This is a genomic window from Paenibacillus sp. SC116 (assembly GCF_024733555.1).
GTDB lineage: Bacteria > Bacillota > Bacilli > Paenibacillales > Paenibacillaceae > Paenibacillus_B.
The window spans coordinates 380,299-405,697 of sequence record NZ_JANIOF010000001.1 but is presented as its reverse complement, the minus strand read 5'-3'; the positions used below and the strand labels follow the sequence as shown (position 1 = coordinate 405,697).

23 protein-coding genes are annotated in these 25,399 nt (G+C 40.7%); 5 read left to right on the top strand and 18 right to left on the bottom strand.

The window, feature by feature from the left end:
• Window positions 1-6 precede the first annotated feature (6 nt).
• The 6 genes from NQ117_RS01515 to NQ117_RS01490 all read right to left on the bottom strand — a co-directional run bounded on the left by NQ117_RS01515 (window position 7) and on the right by NQ117_RS01490 (window position 6,952).
• A complete protein-coding gene (locus NQ117_RS01515) occupies window positions 7-450 on the bottom strand; it encodes a MarR family winged helix-turn-helix transcriptional regulator (RefSeq protein ID WP_258276267.1) in 444 nt (147 codons plus the stop codon).
• A 180-nt stretch (window positions 451-630) separates the two neighbouring features.
• On the bottom strand, window positions 631-1,683 hold the full coding sequence (locus NQ117_RS01510) for an NADH:flavin oxidoreductase/NADH oxidase (protein ID WP_258276266.1): 1,053 nt from the start codon (window positions 1,681-1,683) through the stop codon (window positions 631-633).
• A gap of 213 nt (window positions 1,684-1,896) precedes the next feature.
• On the bottom strand, window positions 1,897-2,751 hold the full coding sequence (gene ant(6) / locus NQ117_RS01505) for an aminoglycoside 6-adenylyltransferase (RefSeq protein WP_258278126.1): 855 nt from the start codon (window positions 2,749-2,751) through the stop codon (window positions 1,897-1,899).
• Window positions 2,752-2,772: 21 nt separating this feature from the next.
• The gene (locus NQ117_RS01500) at window positions 2,773-4,065 is read right to left on the bottom strand and encodes an alginate O-acetyltransferase AlgX-related protein (RefSeq protein WP_258276265.1); all 1,293 of its coding nucleotides are present in this window, start codon (window positions 4,063-4,065) and stop codon (window positions 2,773-2,775) included.
• Window positions 4,066-4,083: 18 nt separating this feature from the next.
• Window positions 4,084-5,496: an MBOAT family O-acyltransferase gene (locus tag NQ117_RS01495; protein ID WP_258276264.1), complete on the bottom strand. Its 1,413-nt coding sequence runs from the start codon at window positions 5,494-5,496 to the stop codon at window positions 4,084-4,086.
• Between the two features lie 133 nt (window positions 5,497-5,629).
• Window positions 5,630-6,952 (bottom strand): SMI1/KNR4 family protein, encoded by a 1,323-nt coding sequence (locus NQ117_RS01490; RefSeq protein ID WP_258276263.1) that lies wholly within the window; start codon window positions 6,950-6,952, stop codon window positions 5,630-5,632.
• Window positions 6,953-7,191: 239 nt separating this feature from the next.
• On the opposite strand from NQ117_RS01490, the gene NQ117_RS01485 reads away from it, so the two are divergent.
• Window positions 7,192-7,557: a winged helix-turn-helix transcriptional regulator gene (locus NQ117_RS01485; protein WP_258276262.1), complete on the top strand. Its 366-nt coding sequence runs from the start codon at window positions 7,192-7,194 to the stop codon at window positions 7,555-7,557.
• A gap of 140 nt (window positions 7,558-7,697) precedes the next feature.
• On the opposite strand, the gene NQ117_RS01480 is transcribed toward NQ117_RS01485, so the two are convergent.
• From NQ117_RS01480 to NQ117_RS01465, 4 genes are all read right to left on the bottom strand, one after another.
• Entirely contained in the window at window positions 7,698-8,264 is a 567-nt protein-coding gene (locus NQ117_RS01480) for an NADPH-dependent FMN reductase (protein WP_258276261.1), read from the bottom strand.
• Between the two features lie 15 nt (window positions 8,265-8,279).
• Window positions 8,280-9,335, bottom strand: coding sequence for an LLM class flavin-dependent oxidoreductase (locus NQ117_RS01475; protein ID WP_258276260.1), 1,056 nt, complete (start codon window positions 9,333-9,335; stop codon window positions 8,280-8,282).
• Between the two features lie 168 nt (window positions 9,336-9,503).
• Window positions 9,504-9,962, bottom strand: coding sequence for a DUF5946 family protein (locus NQ117_RS01470; RefSeq protein WP_258276259.1), 459 nt, complete (start codon window positions 9,960-9,962; stop codon window positions 9,504-9,506).
• 222 nt (window positions 9,963-10,184) lie between these two features.
• Entirely contained in the window at window positions 10,185-10,709 is a 525-nt protein-coding gene (locus NQ117_RS01465; RefSeq protein WP_258276258.1) for a dihydrofolate reductase family protein, read from the bottom strand.
• A gap of 96 nt (window positions 10,710-10,805) precedes the next feature.
• On the opposite strand from NQ117_RS01465, the gene NQ117_RS01460 reads away from it, so the two are divergent.
• A complete protein-coding gene (locus tag NQ117_RS01460; RefSeq protein WP_258276257.1) occupies window positions 10,806-11,774 on the top strand; it encodes a helix-turn-helix transcriptional regulator in 969 nt (322 codons plus the stop codon).
• Between the two features lie 187 nt (window positions 11,775-11,961).
• Here the strand turns inward: NQ117_RS01460 and NQ117_RS01455 are convergent, their stop codons facing one another.
• Both NQ117_RS01455 and NQ117_RS01450 read right to left on the bottom strand, forming a co-directional pair.
• On the bottom strand, window positions 11,962-12,639 hold the full coding sequence (locus NQ117_RS01455) for a protein kinase family protein (RefSeq protein ID WP_258276256.1): 678 nt from the start codon (window positions 12,637-12,639) through the stop codon (window positions 11,962-11,964).
• Window positions 12,640-13,258: 619 nt separating this feature from the next.
• Complete coding sequence (locus NQ117_RS01450; RefSeq protein WP_258276255.1) at window positions 13,259-14,815, bottom strand: ABC-F family ATP-binding cassette domain-containing protein; 1,557 nt, start codon at window positions 14,813-14,815, stop codon at window positions 13,259-13,261.
• 174 nt (window positions 14,816-14,989) lie between these two features.
• Here NQ117_RS01450 and NQ117_RS01445 point away from each other — a divergent pair, with 174 nt between their 5' ends.
• Together NQ117_RS01445 and NQ117_RS01440 are read left to right on the top strand one after the other, a co-directional pair.
• Window positions 14,990-15,589, top strand: coding sequence for a hypothetical protein (locus tag NQ117_RS01445; RefSeq protein WP_258276254.1), 600 nt, complete (start codon window positions 14,990-14,992; stop codon window positions 15,587-15,589).
• A gap of 727 nt (window positions 15,590-16,316) precedes the next feature.
• Window positions 16,317-17,363 (top strand): bifunctional transcriptional activator/DNA repair enzyme AdaA, encoded by a 1,047-nt coding sequence (locus tag NQ117_RS01440; protein ID WP_258276253.1) that lies wholly within the window; start codon window positions 16,317-16,319, stop codon window positions 17,361-17,363.
• 43 nt (window positions 17,364-17,406) lie between these two features.
• On the opposite strand, the gene NQ117_RS01435 is transcribed toward NQ117_RS01440, so the two are convergent.
• Complete coding sequence (locus NQ117_RS01435; protein ID WP_258276252.1) at window positions 17,407-17,874, bottom strand: DUF4362 domain-containing protein; 468 nt, start codon at window positions 17,872-17,874, stop codon at window positions 17,407-17,409.
• 232 nt (window positions 17,875-18,106) lie between these two features.
• Between NQ117_RS01435 and NQ117_RS01430 the strand changes: the two genes are divergently transcribed.
• Window positions 18,107-19,057: a LacI family DNA-binding transcriptional regulator gene (locus NQ117_RS01430; RefSeq protein WP_258276251.1), complete on the top strand. Its 951-nt coding sequence runs from the start codon at window positions 18,107-18,109 to the stop codon at window positions 19,055-19,057.
• 82 nt (window positions 19,058-19,139) lie between these two features.
• On the opposite strand, the gene NQ117_RS01425 is transcribed toward NQ117_RS01430, so the two are convergent.
• The 5 genes from NQ117_RS01425 to NQ117_RS01405 all read right to left on the bottom strand — a co-directional run bounded on the left by NQ117_RS01425 (window position 19,140) and on the right by NQ117_RS01405 (window position 25,100).
• Window positions 19,140-19,916: a hypothetical protein gene (locus NQ117_RS01425; RefSeq protein ID WP_258276250.1), complete on the bottom strand. Its 777-nt coding sequence runs from the start codon at window positions 19,914-19,916 to the stop codon at window positions 19,140-19,142.
• A gap of 162 nt (window positions 19,917-20,078) precedes the next feature.
• On the bottom strand, window positions 20,079-21,530 hold the full coding sequence (gene cls, locus NQ117_RS01420) for a cardiolipin synthase (RefSeq protein ID WP_258276249.1): 1,452 nt from the start codon (window positions 21,528-21,530) through the stop codon (window positions 20,079-20,081).
• Between the two features lie 106 nt (window positions 21,531-21,636).
• Entirely contained in the window at window positions 21,637-22,956 is a 1,320-nt protein-coding gene (locus NQ117_RS01415; protein ID WP_258276248.1) for a hypothetical protein, read from the bottom strand.
• A 216-nt stretch (window positions 22,957-23,172) separates the two neighbouring features.
• Window positions 23,173-24,723, bottom strand: a complete 1,551-nt coding sequence (locus tag NQ117_RS01410; protein WP_258276247.1) for a M56 family metallopeptidase — start codon at window positions 24,721-24,723, stop codon at window positions 23,173-23,175.
• Between the two features lie 2 nt (window positions 24,724-24,725).
• Entirely contained in the window at window positions 24,726-25,100 is a 375-nt protein-coding gene (locus NQ117_RS01405) for a BlaI/MecI/CopY family transcriptional regulator (RefSeq protein WP_258276246.1), read from the bottom strand.
• Between the last annotated feature and the right edge of the window lie 299 nt (window positions 25,101-25,399).

Here is a 25,399-nt window from a genome sequence, read left to right as displayed (position 1 = left end):
TGGGCTTTACTCAGACTTGCTCTGCTTAAAATGTAACATCTGTTGCAGCAATTGCTCTACTTGCTGCTCAGGGAAGATAGATAACAGAATTTCTTCAAACGCTGCTAACGCCCTGTCAATCTTGTCTTGACCGTATGGGGTTAGTGAAGTGTATATGCTTCTGCGATCATCATCACAGCTAATTCGTTGCAGTGCTCCACAACCTTTGGCTTCAAAGCGGCTTACAAGTCTGGATACGGCGCTTTGACTTAGTCCAACCATGGATTCTAGCTGCTGCAGCTTTAGTTTCTTGCCTGGAGCCTCAGACAGCGATAATAGCAAATAAAATTCTTTTAATGACAGCTGATAATTCGCCTGCAAATGCGCTTCCAATTCATTGGCTACGTTCATTTGTATTTGTGTTAGGGTCAGCCAATTCGATATCAAGTCATTGTTAAGAACGTTGTCCATCTCATAGTTCCTTCCTGAGCGTCAAGCTGCTGATCAATATATTCACTCTATCTTACCTGTACAAATTATAACATCAACCGTCAAGTAGAATCGATTGGATAGCGCTTGTAAGTGGTCCCTGTTATAAAAAGAGACCGTCAAAACGAATTGACTGGTCTCTCAATAATTTTAACTGCAACTTTATTTGTTCCATTTAGGAAATCCGAATTGATATTGTCGAGGAACATCCGTCTGTTTATGAAGTTGGTGAGCTGCCTCTAGCGTCCAGTATGGATTTCTCAGCATCCCTCGCCCTACTGCAACGAGATCTGCATCTTCATTGCCAATGACTGCATCCGCAAGTGCTGGCTCATCCAATCTGCCAACTGCAATAACAGGAACGTTTAGCTGATGCTTGATCGTTCTTGCAAATGGCACTTGGTAGGCAGCATGGGACCCTGGTTTGTCATTCATTGCAATTGGTCCTACCCCAATTGAACCTTCGCCTCCAGTACTGATATGGAAAATGTCTGCCCCTGCTTCTTGATACGCTTTGCTGAAGCGTAAGCTTTCCTCAATTCCGTATCCACCCTGTACATATTCTCTAGCGGAAATACGCATGATCAAGGGCATTTCTTCGGGCATTACACTTTTCGCTGCACGTATAACTTCACGACCGAACAGTGTTACATCCTTTCCATATTCATCTGTGCGCTGGTTTGATAATGGCGAGTGGAACTGATGTATCAGATAACCATGTGCACCGTGAAGCTCGATGACATCAAATCCCGCTTTGACAGCACGTTCTACACCCAGTCTGAATTTCTCGACCATTTCCTTCACTTCTACAGTCGTCAATTCTCTAGGCGTTTTAGATTCAGGACCGAATGGAATCGCTGATGGCGCTACAGGAACTTCCGCATCTTCTGCTTTACGTCCTGCATGGGCAATTTGAATACCTACTTTTGCCCCATAAGCGTGGCAAGCCTCCACTATTTTTGCCAATGGCGCAATATGATCATCAGACCATATACCAAGATCATAATCGGAAATTCGTCCATCTGGCTCAACATCGGTCATTTCGATAATAATTAATCCCGTTCCGCCAATAGCTCTACTCACATAATGATTGTAATGCCAATCGGTTGCGATCCCGTCTTTGTTCGTGACAGAATATTGACACATCGGAGGCATAACGACGCGGTTTTTCAATTTCAAATCCTTTAATTCGTAAGGGGTAAATAAATGATCCATGATAACTCTCCTCTTATATCAAAATTATATATATCGTGGTCATTGAAGTTACATGCATGTGCATGCATTTAATATAATGTGCATCCTATCTTCTGTCAACTACGCATTTCTTTTCAACCTAATATTGCGCTGCTACATGTTCTTTCAAAACAAACAATAATAAAAAACCACCTCTAACTACAAGGTGCACTGTTGACGATGCAAATATACTTGTTAGGCATATTGTTGACGAATACGATCCAAATAAGTGCTTACTTTTTCATCATAATCAGAATAGCTGTATCCTAGTTGTGCTGCGATTAATTGAGACGTTTCCCTGAATAAATCACAGCTTGTATAAAGCGCTTCCCACATTTTCGATTGAGAACTCATGTCATATGTAGATAGCAGCCTAACCCAAACTTCATCACTTACATATTTCATCAAAAATTTATCTGACTTCCCTACACTTAACGAAAAGCCTGTCTCTATCCCTACCTTCCAACGGAGCATCGTAAGTAACTGTGGACGGAAAACCTGATTCATCATATCGGCCGCAAATAAACTTTCATTTCTGGCTAAACCTTTCGCTACATAAGTCGATGACATCCAGAACTCATTACAACAGTCATCAAAGGAGCGCTGACTAGGCTTTTGAATATGATACATGCTGTCCGTGGGAATGACAGGCTCTTGGATAAGGTTATCTTTGTCCAATAATACTTCAACTAGTCCATCGCTATTTGCAAAATAGTCCTTGTATTCCTCAAGAGGAATAAGCGTCAGATCCATCTTCGTTCCATCCTCAAAGATCATGAGGTAGGAGAACCAGTTCCCTAGTTCAGCAGGAAACAATTCCATATCTTCTGGCTTTTGTAAAATAATTCGTTGACCAAAATAGTCTAGCCAGTCATCATTTTTCTTGAAATAGTCCATGTCCGTTACAAAATAACTAAAATCATAATCCTGAAACTCGTCTGGTGGTATATTCACATTTGTTAGTGAACCTTCCAGTGTAAACATTCTAATTTGTTCACAGTTGCGCGCAAATTGCATGCCTACATCCATCATTTCTTGTTTACTTCGCACCATCATCACCTCAAATCAACTCTATTCCTGAACGAAGCTGCGTGACATCCTCAAAATCTCGGTAATCAGATTATAACGTATTCCGATCCCTTTATACACAAACAGCACAGCATCAGGATGAAAATCGTTAATGTAAGCTAGTAACTGTTCATGAGAGAAGTAACGTAAATCAATCATCCGAATTTCATTGACCATGGTAGACAAAAATGCAGTAAAAGGCAGGCCAAAAGAATCCTTGACAATCACCATTTTCAATTGATTTTGCGCATTTTGATTTGTTATTTGAACTTCACGATAATCTGCGCCAAAGTAAGCTGCATAGCGGTTTTTGTATACAGAACTGGACATATCCAATAGTTCTTTGGCAAGTATGGTGTCTGCAAAGCTCCCTTCCCTTATCGACAAAGAGCGCCCATTCTTGTTGATGCCGATCTTATACTTTGTCGCAAAATCAGGTGCAATCAACGTGTAATCATCGACACCCCCATAATACTTGCCTACGCGTCTTCCTTGCGAACCTAAAAAGACATGTTCATAGGTCCTATAGGTGAAATTAGCTGGATCTGTATAGAAACGGTCTGGATCTAAACTTAGGCCGTAATCTTCATCCAGCTTCTCAACCACTTTGCGGACAGCCCAGAACGCCGTTTGGTTTGTCCAATGATGATCGGTACGATAAAACATTAGCGCAGGATTCATCTGCGCTCTGCTAGCCTCGCTCCTTAGATCAACATAATCTACACCGCCTGTCGATAATCCAGCTAAAAAGGTATTAGAGTTGGAATTGGAGAAATCCTCGATAGATGGCGGCAGTTGTGTAAATCTAGGTTTGACCTTTAATGGAGTTTGTACATAAAGAAGCGGGATATGCTTGATCTTCAACCATTCATTTAAATGGGCAAGCTGATCTGTCACTTCTTTCGTTTTCATCCTCCGTGTCAAAAAGTGAAGTAAGCCGTGATTATCCTTTACGATATTTTTCTTTGGGTCCACATCGTTAATATATTGCTTGCCTAACATTCGGTCTGCAAGGCCAACCAAATCAATGTATTTCTCCTTCGCTATAAAGCCACTTGAAATATTCTCCTCGATCCCTTTTGTTAATTTACCGATCCTACCATCAAATTCGTGGGTAGACGCAGCATTTTCCTTCAGAACCGCCTTTACCATGGAACTTAATTTTTTCGCATTTCCTATGATTGTGAACAAGCCACTGAGGGATAAAAACAAACAGAACAACATAATGATGAGTCGATTTCTAAAACGATTTCGAGTAGACTGTTCCTTCTCCTGTTCTTCTTGCTCCATAACCATAGGTTCCTTCTCCTTACATTAAAAATTAAAATAAATGAATGGATTGTAGCTCCCTTTAACCAAATAAGCAATCGAGAAGAGTAAAAGCACTGCCATAACCACTGGATACGTGTAGCTAACAGCAGGACCCATCCAATTCATGTGTCGTTCCAATACCCACTTCTTAAGCGGTAAACAGCTGATGATGCCAATCATAAACAAGATCACATATTCACGAAAATAAAAGATCGCTTCATCTCCTACTGCTGCATTTCCGTTCATACCAAGCATGGATTGGATATATTCAAACGCATGGGTAATGCTATTCGCTCTAAATAACACCCATCCAAAAAGAACGACAACAATGACATACAAATGCCCTAACGCCCGATATTTTGCAAAATAACCTTCCAATCCGAATATTTTCTCAAGCATGATAAAAAAGAAAAAATACAGCCCCCAAACCAAAAATGTCCAGTTTGCACCATGCCACAGTCCTGTCAAAAACCATACAACGAACAAATTGCGAACTACTTTCCATTTTGACACTCTGCTGCCGCCTAACGGTATGTACACGTTATCTCTGAACCAAGTTCCTAAAGAGATATGCCATCTGCGCCAAAATTCCGAAATGGTACGAGAAATATACGGAACATTAAAGTTTTCTTCAAAGTGAAAACCAAACATGTTAGCAAGTCCGATCGCCATAGCAGAATAACCGGAAAAATCGAAGAAGATTTGCAAGCCATACGCTACAGCTCCCATCCAAGCAAGCATAACGGACAGCCTATATCCCTCAAGGCTGAATGCAGTGTCAGCGAGCAGCGCAAAGTTATTGGCAAGCAGCACCTTTACAGCCAATCCCTCTATAAAACGGCCGATCCCTTTGACAAAATCACTCTCATTTTCGCATCTTCCATAAATCTGCTTAGCAACCGTCTTAAAACGCACAATGGGGCCAGCAACGAGCTGCATAAATAAAGCAATGTACAAACCCACATCGAGCGGATTCGTTAATGGCTCAGCATCACGCCGATAAATATCGATGACATAGGATATCCCTTGAAAGGTGTAAAATGAAATACCAATTGGCAGCGTTAAATGAGGTACCGCTAAATCCATTTGAAACATGTTATTTATAATCCCGATTGCAAAACCCAAGTATTTAAATACACCTAAAATACCTAGGTTATAAATAAGCATCACCGTGATGACAATATGGCTTACTTGCTTCTGCTCTCTATAGGCATGTACCCATAAGCCAAAGACGTAATTCCCCATAAAGCTCGCGATCATGAGCAGTACATAGACAGGTTCTCCCCATGCGTAGAATACCAAGCTCGCAAGTAGTAAAAAGATGTTTCGTGCCTGACGGCCTCTCAACAACCCATAGTAAATGGTTAGTACACCTGGCAAAAATAAAAATAGGAATACGATACTGGAAAATACCATACATCAGTCACCTCTAAGCTGCTGTCCTTATAACAAGTGTTACCGTTACTTTTCCCAGAAAAGGAAAAAATAAAAGGACGCTCATAAAGAGTGTCCTTTTCTGACATGTGATTAAGATTGGTTTGAGAGAAAATTAGGAAGCATTCCAACTGCACAGCCCCGAGATAGCCTCATCAAACACTCGTTTATTGTTCCGCAAAATTTCCTTGTCACGCCAATAAGAAAGTAGCTGCTCCCATTGCTGCACATGTACCAGAGTCGTAGGAACGGTTTGCTGCTTCATCATCTTGCATATCGCATGTACCGCAGTTTGTCGCTCGGCATCGCTCCCGCTCAGCCAATCCAGCAAGTCTTCCGCACTTGGCTGCGATTCAGCCAGCAGCAAATCCCAACCGTCAATTGGAAAAGCGACATAAGGCTTCATCCAACTTATGACGCTCCTATTGCGGAAATGTCGCAATCTATGTAAGGCCGTGTATGGATAAATAGATCCTTTCTCCTCACGGCTTTCTATATCTCGAATCACAAGTGTTAGACCCTCTTCCTCAGGCAAACAATGCGCGGTTAAATAGTCCCGTGTCTGCGCTGCGAATGTCTCATCACCATGCCACAGCGATCTTACCCAATTGACAGCTTCAGAAGCACATACACGCACGATAATCTCACCCCAAGCTTGCTGGTGGTCTGCCCGCAGCGTTTGCTCCAACTTAGATATTAAATGGCTGCATACCTCGGATCGGTCGAATCGCGCGAACGCATCCTGGATATCTGGATCGTCTGCTCCATGCATCGAAGCGTACTCAAGCAGCATTTCCAGATTTGCGGATGCCTGCTCTAACGTAAGTGTTAAGAAACGATCAAGCCACTTCAACCATACTTGAGCGTTAGAGCATCGTAGATCTAGGCCATCTTCCCTGAGAAATGGTCGATGCTGCCCGCAATCTGTACCGATACAGCCCAGTCTCGTCACTCGTTCGACGTACTCGGTAAAGCTGGGCGCTAATAAATCGAACTCTCCATCCTCATGTCCCCAGTACCAGACAGCAGGATCTGCCTTACCGTCATCAATTTTGATTAGTAATGCATCCCCGTTTCCCGCTGTGTAAAACTGCAAATAGCAGCGTTCATCTGGGTCATCCTCATCACCACCGAAATAGGGCCAATCCAGCCCTCTCAAGCTCCAGCCAAAATCGCCAGAGGGCTTTTCTTTTAGCTCTTCAGGAAGCATGGCCTCATCAGGCAGAGACCAATACACACCTACTTCTGATGCCCCCTGTTTCAATAATTCGCGGAATACGGACGGAAGCGGAATGCCTATTCGCTCCTCTACTTCCTTGATCTCCTCTTCAGCTGCACCAGGTTGAACGGCTAAAGGATGCACATTCGCACCTTGTTGCTCGATCTGACTTATGATTACTTCCCAACGTTGAATCCACATTTTCATAGCTTCTATCATTGCTGAGTCCTCCAATAACTTAATGTCCACCGCTAAGCATTTTTACGCTACATATAGTCATGTACATTGAACTCAAAACACGTCAATTCTAAAGGTTCTCATATGAATGCTTATACAATGACTCTAATAAGAGTTCGTACGATTAGCAAGCTCTTACTACGTCGTTGCTACTGTGATTTATGGATGTACATACGTTTAAGTGGTATAGTATACAAATAGATACTTAGCGGAGGTGTGTAATGGAGAAGCAGCCCGAATTATGCCGCGTCGATGAGGCGTTGGGGATATTAGTCGGCAAATGGAAACCTATCATATTGCTGCATCTGCTCCATTCTGGAACGAAAAGATTTAACGAATTGAAACGTGATATGCCAGGCATCACTCAGAAAATGTTAACGCAGCAGCTTCGTGAATTAGAAGAAGAAGAAATTATTATACGGAAAATATATCCACAGGTCCCACCAAAAGTGGAGTATTCGATAACGGAGTACGGCAAAAGTTTGGAGCCAATTTTAGAAGCTATGCATGAATGGGGTCACAGTCATAATTTGCGTAAGCTTCAAAAGAAGCAAGAGATGCAAGAAGCACAGCAAAGCAGCATGTAATAAAATAAGATGGCTGATGTTAGCAGCCGCACAAAAGAGAGGCTATCGTCACAGTTGCCCCTCTTTTCTTATTACCTTCTTATGTCTGCAATCGATATTTCAGTTATGTCGTTTACATGGTGCTCCACTTCATTAGCCTTTTAGAAATCATACTTGGCTTCGTTTTGCTCACGAATGTTCGTAAAGGTTTCAGTCAACACGACTGTGTCCTCCACCAAACGTTCAATGCGGAATAGAACATCGTCATTCACAATTTCTTTCCGTTGGAAATCTTGTTCTTCAATAAATACATACGTTTGAACCATTTGTGCTTTCATATAAGCAAGAATCGGCTTAAGATGCAGCTCCGGAATGAGATAATGCTTCGATGTACCCGCAGTGACCAGCATACTAACGATTTTATCGCGAAAAGCATTAACAGGAAGTAAATCGAAAATATTTTTCAACGTCGCTGGAATGGATGATTGAAAAATAGGTGTTCCTATAATGATCGCGTCAGCTTCCATAATCGTTTTCGTTACATAAGCGGTATCGCCATCATACTCCCTATAGTCACGTCCATCACTGAATTGGACCGAATACTCAGCAAGGTCAATTAAGGTAACTTCAACATCTGGATATTTCTCAGACAATGTCTTAATCGTATAATCCATAGCGGTACGTGTTTTCGACCCTACGATCGAACCAGATAAACCGACAATTTTCATAGCAAAGGCCTCCAATTATTTGGCTGTATATTTTTTAACAGCCGGCAGTATTTCCGTGCCAATCAATTCAATATTTTTCATCACTTTATCGAATGGAACACCGCCAAAGTCTAGCTGCGCCAAATATCGCTGATGTCCAAATATCTCATGTTGATAAAGGATTTTCTCGATGATTTCTTGTGGGCTGCCCAACACAAGCGTATCTCGCTTGTCTGCACCTTGAGCAAACTGCTGTTTCGGGTATCCCCGTCCATTTGCCAATGTAATGCCTGAGTTTACATATGGATAATACTCACTTAGCGCTTTCTGCGTAGATTCAGCCGCGTAGAACAAACCTGTAATGGCAACAGGAAGGGTTTGTGGATCATATCCACTCTCTGCTGCAGCATTTCGATAAGCATCCACAGCATGTTTGAAACTTGTTGCTGGACCACCTAGTGTCGCAAGTGTCATAGGAACTCCCGCACGACCCGCTTTAATTGCACTGCCTGGAGAGCCGCCAACTGCACGCCAGATTGGCATCGAACCGAGCTTTGGTCGAGGCAGAACCTTAGCATCATGCAGCTTAGCACGGAATTGTCCCTTCCAGTTCACCGTTTCCTGTTCATTAATCAGGTTCAACAGATCAAATTTCTCTTCAAATAATTCTTCATAATTGTGCAATTCATACCCTAACAATTTGAAAAGACCTACTCGTGATGCCCGTCCCGCTACAATTTCTGTACGCCCTTTTGATATCAAATCAATCGTTGCAAAGTCTTCATATACACGTACAGGATCAGAGGTACTGATTATGGTAGAAGCACTTATGATTTTTATTTTTTCAGTTGCTTGTGCGATTGCGCCTAAAATAACAGAATGAGCTTGTGATGCGAAATACTCTTGATGACTTTCCCCAACACCAAAAACATCTACGCCCGCTTGCTCCGCCAGCTTCGCTGACTCAATAATTTGATGGATTCGCTGTTCAGCAGATATTCGTTCACCTGTATGTGGATCTGGAGTATGCTCTCCTAGTGTAAAAAGACCAAATTCTATACCTTTATTTTGATCAATACGATACTTTTCCACGCTCTCCAACCCCTTACTATACTATAGAAAGTAACTAACTTTTAAATGATTATCAATGTGTTTATTATCCCCTAAATGATCCATTTATAAAAGTAGGCACTTCAAAGTGGTATAGTATACAAAACGATACCTAGACATAGATACCTATTTGTTATGAAAGGCGGTCTGTTACTTTATCGGATAATCTAATTCATTGCGAATCGAGTCTTTCCATTTGATAATATTTGCGATAGCATTCTTTTCTCCGCCTGCGTATATATTTTCAATCGTCATAGACCAAGATTTTAATTTTCGCACTCGTTCTTTATGCGGTTGCGGATTTGATATTTTATCAATTGTGGCGACCATCTTTCGATTTCTTTTTAGAATATACGCAGTATCCCAATCATTATCGTAAGCCTCCGAAAATAATTGAACCGTGAGACGATACCCTTCTTCTGTGTAGTTAGAAGGATGCTGTATCATATAACATGAAACAAGCCAGAAATGCAGGGCATATAATTCGGGGTCATTGTGCTCCCATACAAGTGGAAAACCAAACAGTTCGTAGCAGGAAAATCCATCTACCGACTTCGCTCCACATTCTATGCATCTTCCATTCTCCATAACGGTACGATTATCAACCACTGTGGAATCCCCCTCATAAAGATTACTTAACATAACCCCCCGCTTCCATTAGCTTACTATATTGACGCTACGTGAGGGCAATACAATATTTTATTATATTTCCCTCTTTCAATGGGAAGATAAAGCTTTACGTTTCAATTCGCCTATTCACATACGCAAAGAAACCTCCAATGACCACAGATGAAGTGGAGATGGAGATTTCCTTTTGAGCGAGAATACGATTTATTTCACCTTATAGTGCATTTCCACAAACTGCCCCGTCCGTCGTGTACTGACTAGCTGCAAATCAATTTGTGGATTTTTCTCTTTAAATAAAGGAATGCCAGAACCTAAGATGTGAGGAGTCACCGTTATGATATATTCATCAATTAAGTTCTCCTTCATAAATGCATCAAGGATTAAGCCTCCCCCTATCATCCATATTTTTGAGCCATCTTGAGCTTTCAACTTTCTCGTAAACTCGACCACATCTTCATTAACGAATTCCACATATTCATTGGAACCTATTTCAGTCTTTGAAAAGACATAGTTCTTTTTATCCATATACGGAAACGTTTCGATATTTTCCACAACCCAATCATACGTGCGTTTCCCCATAATCGTCGTATCGATCGATTGGTACATTTCGTTGTATCCGTTATCGCCTTCCTCTGCTTCCGTTTCCATTAGCCATTGCAAATCATCATCTTCTTTCGCAATAAATCCATCTAAACTTGTTGCAATATACAAAATAATTTCGCGTGACATATCATCCGTCTCCTTTTCGCTGTTTGAAAGTTCCTAATTGTTGATACATTCATCAGGTATCCTCTATACTAACGATAAAACATGACAACTAATGGCATGATAAATAAAGAAAAGGTGAGCGAATTGTCAAAAGCAAAGCGATTATTAGATATTCTCTTGTTTGCCAGTGCGAAAAAGAAGTTTACTGCACAGGAAATCGCAGATGAATTTCAGATATCTGTTCGTACGGTACATCGATATATACTGGATTTAAGTGATATGGGCTTACCCATTTACGCGGAACAAGGACGGCACGGAGGATACACCGTATTATCAAGTAAAATGCTGCCGCCTATATTATTTACAGAGGATGAAGCGGTATCCATTTTCTTTTCCTTTCAGTCCTTACGCTACTATCGCGATTTACCTTTTGATGCAGAAATCAGCTCTGTGTCGCATAAATTATATAATTCGCTTCAGCCTGACGCGAAAGCTAAAGTCGATAAAATTCGTTCATATATCGCGTTTTGGGCTCCTAAACGGACAATACATACACCACTGTTAAGAGACGTACTTGAAGCTGCTATTCATAATCAAAATATACACATGCAATACGAATCAAAATCAGGAACGACAACAAAGTATATCCGTCCTATCGGGATATACGCCCATGATGGTTTATGGTATTTGCCTGCTTATGATTATCCTAAGCAAAAGGTGCTGCTATTTCGTGTAGATCGTATTCGATCTATCGAATCGACAGAAGAAAATCATGATGAATATATGAATTTACAGGAGTGGTTTAGCTCTTATGAAGTCAAGCAGCCGATTCGGCTGTATGTTCAGTTATCAGCAGAAGGTATCCGTCAATTTAAAAGCATCCCTAACTTTGAAGACTCTGTCGTCATCCATGAAGATGGAACAGGCCATATCGATATGATGATGGATAAGAGTGAAATTAATTTTTCCATGCCTTTATTTTATAGACTCGGAGCTCATGCGCGTGTGCTAGAACCGCAGGAATTAATCGATGGTATGCGTAAGCATGCGGAAGAAATATTGAGGTTGTATTCCGGTGATAACTGATAATGTTTGATTATCCCGAAGCCTATAATGACATACTATTTTTTCAGCATTTCATAAATGGAAAAGAAAACCCCCGCATGTTACGCTGCGGGGATCTTTACTCATGCATGTATTTAAATTTTGAACGAATTCGTTCGTGAATCGATAGTTATGATATTTTCCAATTACGAATATCATTCTCCCGATCTTACTTTCCAAAAAAGAGCCTTCTAATGCGCTCCGCGAAATCCTGTAAACTACCGTTAGCTGGATCAAAACGATAATATCCGTTTTTCACTGCTTCCAACAGCCAGCTTGATATTTTCTCTCCTTCTAGCAAAGGATAGACGTTGTCATACGCCCATACAAGATGCTCCCATCGCTTGTCGTTACCAGGCTGAATATATTCAGACACATCGAGAACTTTACCTCGACCGTCCTGCAGCAGCACATTTTTTAAGTGAATATCTCGGGGATTCAACCCTTTTTCACGGACAAATGCTCGTGCTGCTTCCACGTCATCAACAACTTGTCTAGGCACTGGTATACCTAAGAGCAAGCAGTCATAAAGCGTGATCCCTCGTTCGTGACTAAGTACTACATATCGATTTCCAGCACCGTAATAGACTGGGAAAAATGAGCTCCCTTTCAACGCTTCGTACACGCTAATTTCCGCTTCTTTCTTAGGGAGCGCCTCTGCTGCGTAGAGCTTATATGCGTATTGAGGCATCCGGTCATGGACAAACACGGCAGCATCCGTACCGATTCCGATGCAGTGCAGTTCATCAGACTCCCCTTCAATGGTTACGGGGTCGTTCATTCCTTGCTTCATTACTTCCATGCGAGACAGTGCGTATTCCGCCTGCCTCCATTGCTCATCATTCATAAGCCACCTCATATGGATCTTGCTGAATTTTATTGCTCTAACAATCGTACAAAGCTAAATACTCAGGCTTTCGGTTTTTGAATCCTATCTTGCCTAACTAGCTCATCCGTTATCTTGAAACGAAGTTTCTCCATTATACAGCGTATTTGTATACTGTAACAGGCTAACTCGATGCGAATCAAAATAGCGGAGTCTTGTCCATTTGATACCCAATTATGTCGGCTAGTAAAACTTCTTTCATTCTCCGAGAGACAGATTTAAATGTTGTATTGAATAGTTTTAAGCCTGTACTCTTCGGTTAACGAAATGAAGTTGAGGTTATTATAACGCTCATTGCCATAGATGCAAAATGCCTCACTTCCAATATATTCGCAATGATTACCGTATATATCAAAAGCTTCTTTCTTTGAGAATTTATCATTTTCCATCAGAGCTAAGTGGTAGTTTTCGTGGTTTCTTAGAGGTCGATTTGCACTTCATATAAATAGAGAGCGTTCATCAAATGCAAATAGTTCGAACGCTGGTATTTAATACGTTGCATCAATAGCCGTATATATGTAGATAGTACAAACCGGTTCTATCGCATCAATTGCGACAGAACCGGCATTATTAACATGTATTAAAATACTTTTGTTGTCCAAGATTCACAATTCCATGTCTCTGTAACAACATCACGATAGAACTCAGGTTCGTGGGAAATGAGCAGGATGCTGCCTTTGTATGCTTTCAAGGCACGCTTCAGCTCATCCTTCGCATCTACATCCAAGTGGTTCGTCGGCTCATCGAGTACGAGCAAGTTTGTCTCATTGTTGATTAGCTTGCAAAGACGTACCTTGGCCTTCTCTCCACCACTAAGCACCTGAATCTTACTCTCTATATGCTTCGTCGTAAGTCCGCACTTCGCTAACGCTGCACGTACCTCGAATTGTGTGAACGCTGGGAACTCGCCCCAAATTTCTTCGATGCAAGTGTTCGTGTTTGCTTCTTTCATTTCCTGTTGGAAATAGCCGATTTCCAAGTTTTCTCCAAGCTCAACAGAGCCGGAAATCGCTTTGATTTCGCCCAAAATGCTGCGCAGCAGCGTCGTCTTACCGATACCGTTCGCACCGACAAATGCAATCTTTTGACCGCGTTCCATACGAAGGTTAAGCGGACGAGACAACGGCTCGTCATATCCGATAACGAGATCCTTTGTTTCAAAGATAAGCTTGCTTGAAGCTCTAGCATCCTTGAAATTGAATTGCGGCTTAGGTTTTTCTTGAGCAAGCTCGATAACATCCATCTTATCCAGCTTCTTCTGTCTCGACATCGCCATGTTACGCGTCGCTACACTGGCCTTGTTACGCGCAACGAAGTCTTTCAACTCAGCAATCTCTTGCTGTTGACGCTTATAAGCGGATTCAAGCTGCTGCTTTCTCATTTCGTACACTTGCTGGAATTTATCATAGTCGCCAACATAGCGATTCAATTCTTGATTTTCCATATGATAAATCATGTTAATTACACTGTTAAGAAACGGAATGTCGTGTGAAATCAAAATAAATGCATTCTCATACGCCAATAGGTAGCGTTTCAACCATTCGATATGCTGCTCATCCAAATAGTTCGTCGGCTCGTCCAGTAGCAAAATATCTGGCTTTTCAAGCAATAGCTTCGCCAACAATACTTTCGTACGTTGTCCACCACTGAGGTCATGAACGTCTTTATCCAATCCGATATCGTTAAGTCCAAGTCCACGAGCGGTTTCTTCGACTTTAGCATCGATGAGATAGAAATCTTGATTCGTCAGCGTATCTTGAATCGTACCGACATCCTCAAGAAGCTTTTCCAACTCTTCTGGCGTTACATCCCCCATCTTGCCGTACATGTCATTCATTTCTTGTTCCAGATCAAATAGATATTGGAAGGCACTTCTTAAAATATCACGAATGGAAGATCCCTTCGTAAGTACAGCATGCTGATCCAAATATCCAACACGCATACGCTTGGACCATTCTACCTTACCTTCATCTGGCTGAAGCTTACCAGTAATAATATTCATAAAAGTGGATTTACCTTCGCCGTTGGCGCCGATTAGTCCAATGTGCTCGCCTTTAAGCAGGCGGAAGGAAACGTCCTTGAAGATCGCACGATCTCCAAAGCCGTGGCTTAATTTCTCTACATTTAATATGCTCATCCATGACACCTTTTCTAATATACTTTTTACTCGATTTATTATAAACGTTATCGGGTCCATAACTCAATGTGTATCCATTTATTTTTATGGGTAAGGTTACATAATTCTTAAAAATTCTATTTCCAAACATTCTCAGCTTATGATACAACTATCATATTACATTAGGAGGAACTAATGAGAAGTTTATATGCTATGCTCGGTAGCCTCGTTACGGTTGTAGCTAGTTATCTAGTCGCGCTTATTTTATTAGATAACTTTTATTTCAGTACATCTACACCGCAAGATTCTTTTGCACTTAGCTTTCTAGTTTACTCTATTGGAATGATTGCATTTCCCATACTTACTATTCTCGTGAGTATATTTTATTTCAAATATGATGAGATGATTAATGTGCGTGGCATTGCAGTCGGAGGTGTATTCGGAGTTTGGCTGTATATGCTATTGGATGAGCATATCACAATATTTGTACCTTATTCATCTTTCATTCAAAAATTACTATCCCTCCTTCCATTGCTTTTCATCATCGTTGGCTATAAAGTCATAACACGTAAGCTGGCAGACAACAAAGTAAAATACGTATTGCTTGGCACGGTTATCGGTTTTATCGTGTCTTACGTTACGGTGATTGGTATGCGTGCTGCTCAGAATTCACTAACGTCCTATTTTTATTTTGATACTTTCGAGATATCTATTGTCCTTGGAGCGATAGCGGTATCTGGGGTTTTAGGCTGGTTTTTGGCCAGAGAAAATAAGACTAAGACAAACGAAGTCTAAAAATCTACCGCATATGAATGATCGATACATAGTCTGCACAAAATGAGCCGAACCTTCATAGTCAAGGTTCGGCTCAACTATTAGAAAACCTGCCCTGCCCAGCAGCAGATGGTAACAAAAGTACGTAAAAGGAAGCTGGCATCTTCATGGACCGCCGAACTCCTATGGCAAGATCAATTGCATTAACGTAACGGTTGCCATGGAGGCTATCAGCTTGCATTTTGCTTCGATTGAAATGTAAAGGATGCCAGTTAGCTTATTTATCAGAAAAAGCGATGGCATTCTCCAATATTGCTAAAATAAGCGCTCCTACGACCGTTAAAATACTACATAGCACGATTTTGCGTAATTAACGTCACTCGCGACCGTTAGAGCAAATTACCGCACGAAAACGGCTTCACGATTGAAATCTAAGTGTAATCCACTCCACAATTCATTTTGCTCCACATTACGAGCTTGTTAACACAAGTTTGAGCTGCATAGCTGAATTCCTATCTTATCCACCATTATTTATGTAAAAGCTAAATCGTTAACCTAATTAATATTATGTAAACCAAAATCTCCGCGTTTAAAGCGATGCATGCAGCCTGCATAATTCGTTTCATCGTAGCAATACATGTCCTTCCTTTTAAAAATATCAATGCCTGATTTTCGGCGGACAGCACTCCATAAGATGGATATAATGATCGTAATTAGATCGAATCCATTTGAAATTAGGGTGAGCAAAATGATTGTAGCTGAACGTAAATGTGAATATTACCAAGCTTTAGTTGATAAAAATTCGGAATATGAAGGTCTTTTTTATGTGGGTGTCAAAACGACTGGTGTCTTCTGCCGTCCAACATGTCCAGCCAGAAAGCCAAAGTTTGAAAATTGTGAGTTTTTTGAAACGGCAAAACAAGCGCTACTTGCATCCTTTCGCCCATGTAAAAGATGCCGCCCGCTTTCCCACCCCAACCATGTATCAGCAGTTGTACGCATGCTTGTAGAAGCCATTGAAGCAAATCCGGAAAAACGATGGAAAGATGCAGATTTACAGCAGTTGTCGATTGATGCTTCAACAGCGCGCCGTCAATTTAAAAAGCGATTCGGAATGACATTTGTGGAATACGCGCGTGCGCGGCGCATGGGAATTGCGATGAAACAAATAAGAGAAGGCGATCATGTGATCGAAGCACAATTAGCAGCTGGATATGAATCAAGCAGCGGATTCAGAGATGCATTTTCACGCATTATGGGCTCAACCCCAAGTTCGCTTGAGAACGTTCGTATTTTGAAAGCAACATGGTTGGATACACGATTAGGTCCTATGATCGCCATTGCCGATGAAGAAGCGCTCTATCTGTTAGAGTTCGTAGATCGCCGAGGGCTGGAACGTGAAGTTGAACGCCTTAGACAGCGAACAAAATCAGCTATTATACCTGGGACCACAGCTCCGATTCTTTCTATTGAGCAGGAACTGAATCAATATTTTGAAGGAGAACGAACTGAATTTCAAACCCCCATCCATTATCTTGGTTCTCCATTTCAGCTACAAGTATGGGAGCAATTAAGACAAATACCTGCGGGCGAAACACGCTCTTACTCAGAATTAGCATCACTGATAGGAAATCCTTCTGCCTTTCGTGCTGTAGCTCGAGCGAATGGAGCGAATCAAATCGCCATAGTTGTCCCCTGTCATCGCATCATTAGCGCGAACGGAGACCTTACAGGTTACGGAGGCGGCCTGTCACGTAAAGAGTGGTTAATTAACCATGAAAAACAGGTGAAATAAATACAAAGAGAACGGCAGCGATGTCGTTCTCTTTAATCATGGTTTATTTCTTGTGAAACCAAAATGTCTTACCCGTTTCATTATCGCAATCCTTTAATATATAATATTCATTTCCTTGCTCATTTTTCTTAGTTCCCATTCCTTTGCAAGTTGTACTTGGTCTGCCCTGATTTGAACCATATGCGTCCATCGAGTTATCAAACGTATAATGAATCGACTCTCCATTATAAATAAGCTCGTAGAAGATTGGATCGCCTTCAATGGTGTATTGAGTAATACGTACTTTATCTGCCTTATTTGCCTCGATGTTTTTCAAAAATTGATGCCACTTATCCATATTAGAAAGTTGCCCATGTACATTCACTACATCTCCGTTTTGTATGGCTTGTTCGGAATTATAAGGTCTTGAAATTTTCGGGAAATTTTCATCCGTACGACCATTTGATCCCTGCAAGTCACTGCAAGCAGATAACCATAACGCAGTCAATCCAATAATAATCATCTTTTTCATTCCATCACCTCTAATGAGACTGACGTTCATTACACCCTATTTGTTTCAAAAGGCAATCTTACGATAACGCTCTTCGCAGCATTTATTTCATAATTTCTTGGATCTCTTCATTGACCTGAAACCCATTTCATATTTTAAAATAAAATGAAATGATTCTTATTCCACGACATGAATCTCGAATCTCGTATAGAATGAAAGTTCACTACATCACAACTTACAGGAGCTCACTTCCATGGCGAATATTCATGATATAGCAAAATTGGCTGGTGTTTCGGTTACAACCGTTTCAAGAGTTCTAAATAATCATAAATATGTTTCAGATGACAAACGTACAAAAGTACTCAAGATCATTAACGAACTGAATTACGCACCTAACCAAAGCGCTATTGATCTTACTCGGGGCGAAACTAGAATGATTGGCCTGATTATCCCGTACAACAATAATGCATGCTTCGATCAATTACTGAATGGCGTTCTTAACAAAGCCGCAGAAAAGGATTATACGGTTATTGTTCTGCCGACTCAGTATAATAAAGCAAAAGAACTTGAATATCTTGCTAAGTTAAAAAACAAACAGATTGACGGCATTATCTTAACATCTAGAGCAAATGATTGGGAGGCAATCATTCCGTTTTCAGACTATGGATCGATCGTATCGTATGATTTTACCCCCCACCCTACAATTGGCTGCTCTTATATAGACAGGTATACATCCTATGTAGAAGCCTTTCAGCTATTAAAAGATAAAGGACATGTACATGTTGCGTTTACAACAGCGCGAGAAACGGAAAGCATGAGTACAAAGCATTTAATAGCTGCCTATAAAAAGGTATTTGGAACGTTTCAAGCGGACTATTATATAACGGGGTGCAACTGTCTAGATGATGGCTATATAGCAGCTCAGAAACTGCTGCATCTGCCAAACAGACCCTCTGCTATTTTTGCAAATGGAGATGAAGTAGCTGGCGGCATTCAGTTGTATGCAAAATCGATCAATCTTGAGATTCCTACAGATTTAGCGATTATCGGTCAAGAGAATCAACCGATTGGTATAGGGTTAGGAATTACTACAGTTGATCATCAATTAACGAAAGTTGGTGAACAAGCATGTGAGCTGATTATTAATAAATCCAATCAAAAAGTATTAATTCCTTATCAAATTATTCAAAGAACATCTGTTTGAAACAACATGAATGCAGCAATCAAGCTGGACTCTATATGAGCCCAGCTTTTATCTCATCTAGCAAGCGTACTCCTCAATCTACTTACAACTTGCCTTCAGCCGTACGAATCAAATTCCGAATACTGCCTTCCCATTCATAGATTTTCTTCTGTGAAGCCTGAACTCGATTAAGCTCTCCGACGATAATATTTATTTCTAAAGCTGCGGTCAAAGCGTTTCCTTGTTTAATCGATGTACGATAGCGTTTATTGGCCGCACTCTGTGATTTATGTATTACTGCTATTTTCTTATTCTCGGCTGTAATTTGTTTCTTTATCGCTTGGATCGGTTCCAGTGCATCTCTGACTAGCTTAGCTTTAGCAGAAGCTTGCTTCCTCGCGGCTGTTAATGTATCTCTACTCGACTTGATTTCTTTGCGTGCCGCACTTGAAGATACCTTAATCCGATTTCGTTCAAGATCATATCGCAGCGCAGATTTTTTATCTTTTCGTTTCTTAGCTTCTGCCGCTTTTTTGCCGAGTTCAATATATTTAGCAAGAAGCGGTTCGTGCCTTTTTTGTATACGATCTGCTTCCAACTTCAACTGCTCAAGCTTCTCTTTGTCGATGAGCTTTATTTTCCTGTCAACTTCTTTACGTTGGTCATTATTTTGTTTGCGCAGCGTTTGTATTTTCCGCTTGTCTAGTTGATTGACTAATTCCAGAGCACTCAAGCTGTCATGTAATTGCTCTACAGTAGCCAAAGCCGTATCCCATCCGCTGTTTGAAGCAGATGCGTAAGCTGGACTAAAGACAAACAGCAGAAAACACAAACATACAACTGCCCAACCATACCTGCTATAACTTGTTCTTCTTAACACTGAACCATCTCCTTATTAAAAATATTTCTCAAAGGAAACAAAAAAAGCACCTCACAAGAAAGGCCTATTAGCCTTATCCTGCGAGGTGCTTCTCCGCATTCCATTTGAGTTGACATTAGTATATAGTTGCACCTACGAAATGTCAACTTTTCTCAAAATTCACTACAAAATCGGTGACAATAATCGCGAAATGGACTCTTTAAATCGAATCCAACGCGAACGTTCCATATACTTTTCCATCGTTAGCAACGTAGATACGTGGATATCGCGCTTAAATTCTTCCGTTAGCTGCTGTGCTACTGCCTCGTCATAGACGAAAGCATTTACCTCAAAATTAAGCTTGAAGCTGCGGAAATCAAAGTTAGCGGTACCTACAGATGCGATTTTGTCATCTACGACTAAGGTTTTGGCATGAATAAATCCATTACTGTACAAATAAACATTCGTACCCGTCTTTAACAACTCACCAATATACGAGAGTGTAGCCCAATACACAAAGATATGATCCGGTTTATCTGGAATCATAATATTTACTTCTACGCCAGACAAAGAAGCAATTCTTAAAGCATCAAGAACGCTTGCATCCGGAATGAAATACGGTGTTTGAATATATATCGACGTGCGAGCAGAAGTAATCATTTTCAAATACGTATTTTTAATATGCTCGTACTCCGACTCAGGTCCACTAGAAACAATCTGAATGCCCTTATCTCCTCTTGCAGGGATAGGAGGAAATAAACTAGGAACGTAATTAATATCGTGGTTCTCAGATGCCTGATTCCAGTCGAGTATAAATCTAGTCTGAATCGAATAAACTGCCGAACCTTCAATTCTAAGATGTGTATCTCGCCAATAGCCGAATTTGGGATCAAGACCTAGATATTCATCACCTACGTTAAAACCACCCACGTAACCAATCGTACCATCAATAATGACCAGCTTACGATGGTTCCGATAATTTAGTCGAAGATTTATCAGACGAAGCTTAGATGGGAAAAATGCCTCAACTTGTCCGCCAGCAGCACGTAGATCTTCTACTACGTTCTTATTAATCCCTCTGGAGCCAAGATCATCGTACAGTACTCGGACCATAACCCCTTCTTTGGCCTTCTTCGTCAACAAATCGATAAGCTGCTTGCCCAAGTTATCCTTCTGAATAATGTAATACTGGACATGGATAGACTCTGTAGCTTCCTCAATATCTTTAAACAATGCGGCAAACTTTTCTTTACCGTCCGTAAAGATCTTAACTTGATTGTCTTCACTAAGTACCGCCTGATTGTTAAGCAAATTCATCGTGATCAAATCTCTATATTGCGCTGAAGTAGCGTTTCGAAACGGGAATTGCTGAGCACGAAACTGGGAAACTTGAGATTTTAACCCTTGATCTAAGCCTTGTTTCTTAATGTCATCCCAATAAAACAATTTTGTACGTTTAAAGTTCTGTGCGAAGAAAATATACAGTACGAAACCGACGATTGGAATCAATAACAGCACCATGAGCCATGCCCATGTTGACCCTATGTCTTTTCTTCTTCCCTGAAAAATAACGACAAAAGCGAATATAATATTTAAAAAGATAATGAGCCCGAGCATCCAAGATGTAATGTTCATATTCACCTTCCTCTGAATACCTAATCGTATCATCCATACAATCATATTTTTACCAAATTACGAATTACTTATTTACACTTAGAAATATCATTGTTTCTGTGGGTTGTTACCATCGTAACGGCTCTTCATTCCGCCACAATATCCAGCGCTCCGTCTCTACAATCGCAGCCGTACCTATGCTGTATTCACTTTTGCATCCAGTTGTCAGATCAATGAAATGAAGCATACCACCATACGTCCCTACCGCTAATCGTTCTTCATCATGAGATACCGTTATCCCAGAAATCGTGCTGCCAACAAAATAACGCCATACTTCTTGTCCATCCCGATCCATGCAGCGCAAATATCCATAAGCATCACCTAGAATGTGACTTTTTTTCAATGCTGCTCCCGCATACACACGCATTTCATCATTCATAAGCGGACATTCCATTGTTTCAGCAGTTGGTGCTTGCTTCATCGCTTCAGTAATAGGCACACGAATGGTCATCCCATTATAGAAATGGCAGGCGTTATACCAAACATCACCGCTATCTCGGGAAAACAATGCGTAGTGCGGATAACTGGACTCTGGAGCAAATTCATATACTGTTCCATCAGATAAATCCTTCAGCAAATGTTCACTGCATTGGCTTCCATAGGCGATCCAACGCCCATCCGGCGACACAGCTCCATGAGCCATATCAATGGTTGTATCCTCTATCTCATCTTCGATAAGCTGCGATAGCTCTGGATGAAGGATTTGTACTTCGTCGTTTTCTATCAAATATATCCCGTAATGGCTTACGAGCAGCAGGCTTTTCCCATCATGAAACGGTATGACTTCATCCAGAACAGTTTCCGGATGTTCTAGATTTGCAAGAGATTCTACTTCAGGGACAGACTTTTTAATACTGTTCTGAATATATTCCCACGAAAAAACTGCTGTTTCTGATTCTCCCTCTATTTTATAACGATTAAGGCCACGCATGATACGGATACCCTGCTTATTTACGAGAGCAAAATAGTTTCCATCTGGCGAACAACCAATCTGCTGCAAGTTTGGAATTTCCGATATCGTTTGTTGATAGATAAGGTACAACTTCCTGATATCTCCATGACCGCCTGTATGTACAATGAAACTGCCATCTTGTAAAAATGCGATAGGCTTTACAGCATGAGTCTTATTCTCATAAGCAGGCGTAATCGGCCATGATGCAGGAGGAATCTCTTCTCTCAATCGCTCTACTTCTCCAGCTTTATTGGCCGCACGAATCATGTTCACAATAGATTGTGCAAGGCTGGATCGTTGGTCTTGTTCTGGCTCTTCTTGCTTCTGCTTCCACTCACTACCTATTCCGATTCGAACAAATTCATTAACATCTGCTGCATATCTTTTCCCCTCACGGCGCCAGTTTGCAGCAATCTCTTTATGTAACCAGTCCAATAGAGTCTCCTCCTTATATGTACGTAACGTTAAACAGGGCAAACAACTAGGAAAACATAACACATGTCTGAGTATATTTTCAATTTGGATTATGTAAGTTAAGATATACAAGCATTATTACATAAAATGATAGTGTTTTGTGACATCATTTATATTTTACATCCTAAATGAACAACAACAAAAAGAGCCCGATCGTAAGACCAGACTCCGCAGCAGTTATTCTTTAATATCATAGACCAATATATCGAAAAGTTCACCATTCGTGTACAAAAGAATCGCCCATTCCCCTGCTATTGGGATTTTCACACTCGAGGGAGCATGAGCATCAGCTCCAAGATGCGGTACTGATACGTTTTCCAATGTCCAAATATTCGATTTAGACTTAGATGTTCCTAGAATGGAGTGAACGGACTTCGAATCTTTGTGATAGCCAACAATCGTTAAGTCAATGTTCGATACTCCCCACAAAAACCACATCCACTTTTGTCCGTTGAGACTTGGGCTCTCTGCACCGAGAACTGCAGATTTTCCTACATTACCGATTGCACTGAGCACATTAACGGGAACTGCTTTTCGTTCCCAATTAATCATATCGATATCACTCGTTTTCACAAATGCAGGTATACTTTCAGGTAGAATCAGTTTTGATCCACCTATTGCATTTGTCAAAGCTACCGTAGAAAAAATAGCAATAATCACAAGACCAAACACAGACCATTTTATAGATCTTGAACTTCTCTTGAACATCGATATCATCTTGATTCTCCTCTTAATAAAAGATTTGTCTGTGATAAACGTAGCAGTCGCAACAAATCGGGATGACTTCGATGGTTGTGTTTCTAAGAGCCTAACAATGGTATACCCGTATTCGATTGCTTCATTGGGCTGTATGCAAGACATAACTATGGCGTCACAAGAAAGCTCCTGATCTTCTCGCATCTTTCGCGATGCGTACCAAAGCAGTGGATTAAACCAATGTACAACAAGTAATATTGTCATGATCCAATTTACGGAAATATCTTTTCGTTTTAAATGAACAAGCTCGTGGAGGAAAATATATCTTAGATCGGAATGCAGCAACTTCGTGGTACTTGCAGCCGGAAGTATAATTTTCGGTTGTATGATTCCATATAGAGTGGGTTCTTCTATTTTTGACGAAATATGTAGCGAAATCTGCCGCTTCATATTTAACTCGTTTTTACATTGTTGAAGTACAGCTAGGCTCTCCGTATTTGCTGCTGCACAAGTAGCTAGTTTTAATTTTTTAGCAAACTTATAGTTTAATACAAACAGATACACGACAAAAGCCACTGCACCAAACAACCATATGACAAATAATCCGCCATAAATCAAGGTCATAACTGTAGTATCTCTTTTCATCATGCGATCTGTAAAAGTCGTGATTTTTGTTTTGAATTGCTGTTGCTCACTAGTTTGCTGGATCGAAGCTTCTGCTGTGGTTGAGTGAGGAATTAAATTTGAATCTGATAACGTATCTAAATGAGTTGCTGCATCTAGAGCTTGTGTGGTGCTTTGTTGTTCGATAAATGAAAAAATGTTAAATACACTAATAGAACTTTCGGGTGCCCAAGGTATTACCATTCTTATTAACAAGATGAACCAAAGCATATACTGCCATTTCATCGGCAAATCATTTTTCAAAAAATATCTAGCAACTAAGATTAGTGCAGCGATAACAGAGGCCATAAAAGAAGTCAAAACAAGCCAGTCTACAAAAGATGCAACGAATGCCAGAACGCCATTCATTCTTATTGATTCCTCTCATCGAGCAGCTTTTTCAGCTCCTCCACTTCATCCTCTGTCAACTTTTCCTGCTTTAAAAAGTTCACAAACATTGGCTTTAACGCCCCGCCATACAAGCGATGTAAAAACGATGTACTTTCTGCTTTAATGCATTCTTCCTTACTAACCAATGGGTAATAAAAATAAGTCTTGCCGTCTTGCTCAAACCCAAGCGCCTCTTTTTTGAGCAATCTGCTAATTAAGGAGCGGATCGTAGTGGGTTTCCATTCTTTATTGTCTGCCAGCATATCGATAACTTCGTTAGCTGTCATCGGCGACTTGGTCCAAAAGATCTTCATAATAGCCCATTCCGCTTCTGAAATTCTTGGTAATTCCCTCATCAAAGTACCTCCTCTTTTCTATTACAATTGTAATATATATGTTTATTTCTTAACACTACACTTGAAAATATGAATTGTCAACATATTCCTCCATTCGTTCATTCGAGAAAAATAAAAACCCTCATGAATTTGAATCATGAAGGTTCCTGTTCAATCCCATCACGGAGCATGCTGCAAAAATGACGGACTTTCTCGTGCAGGTTAAAAATATACTCGTCATTGATTGATACTCCATTGGTTAGGTCAGCGAAAAATTTCGTATCTAAATGCGTAAAGGCAATGCGAATAAGTTCAAGCGC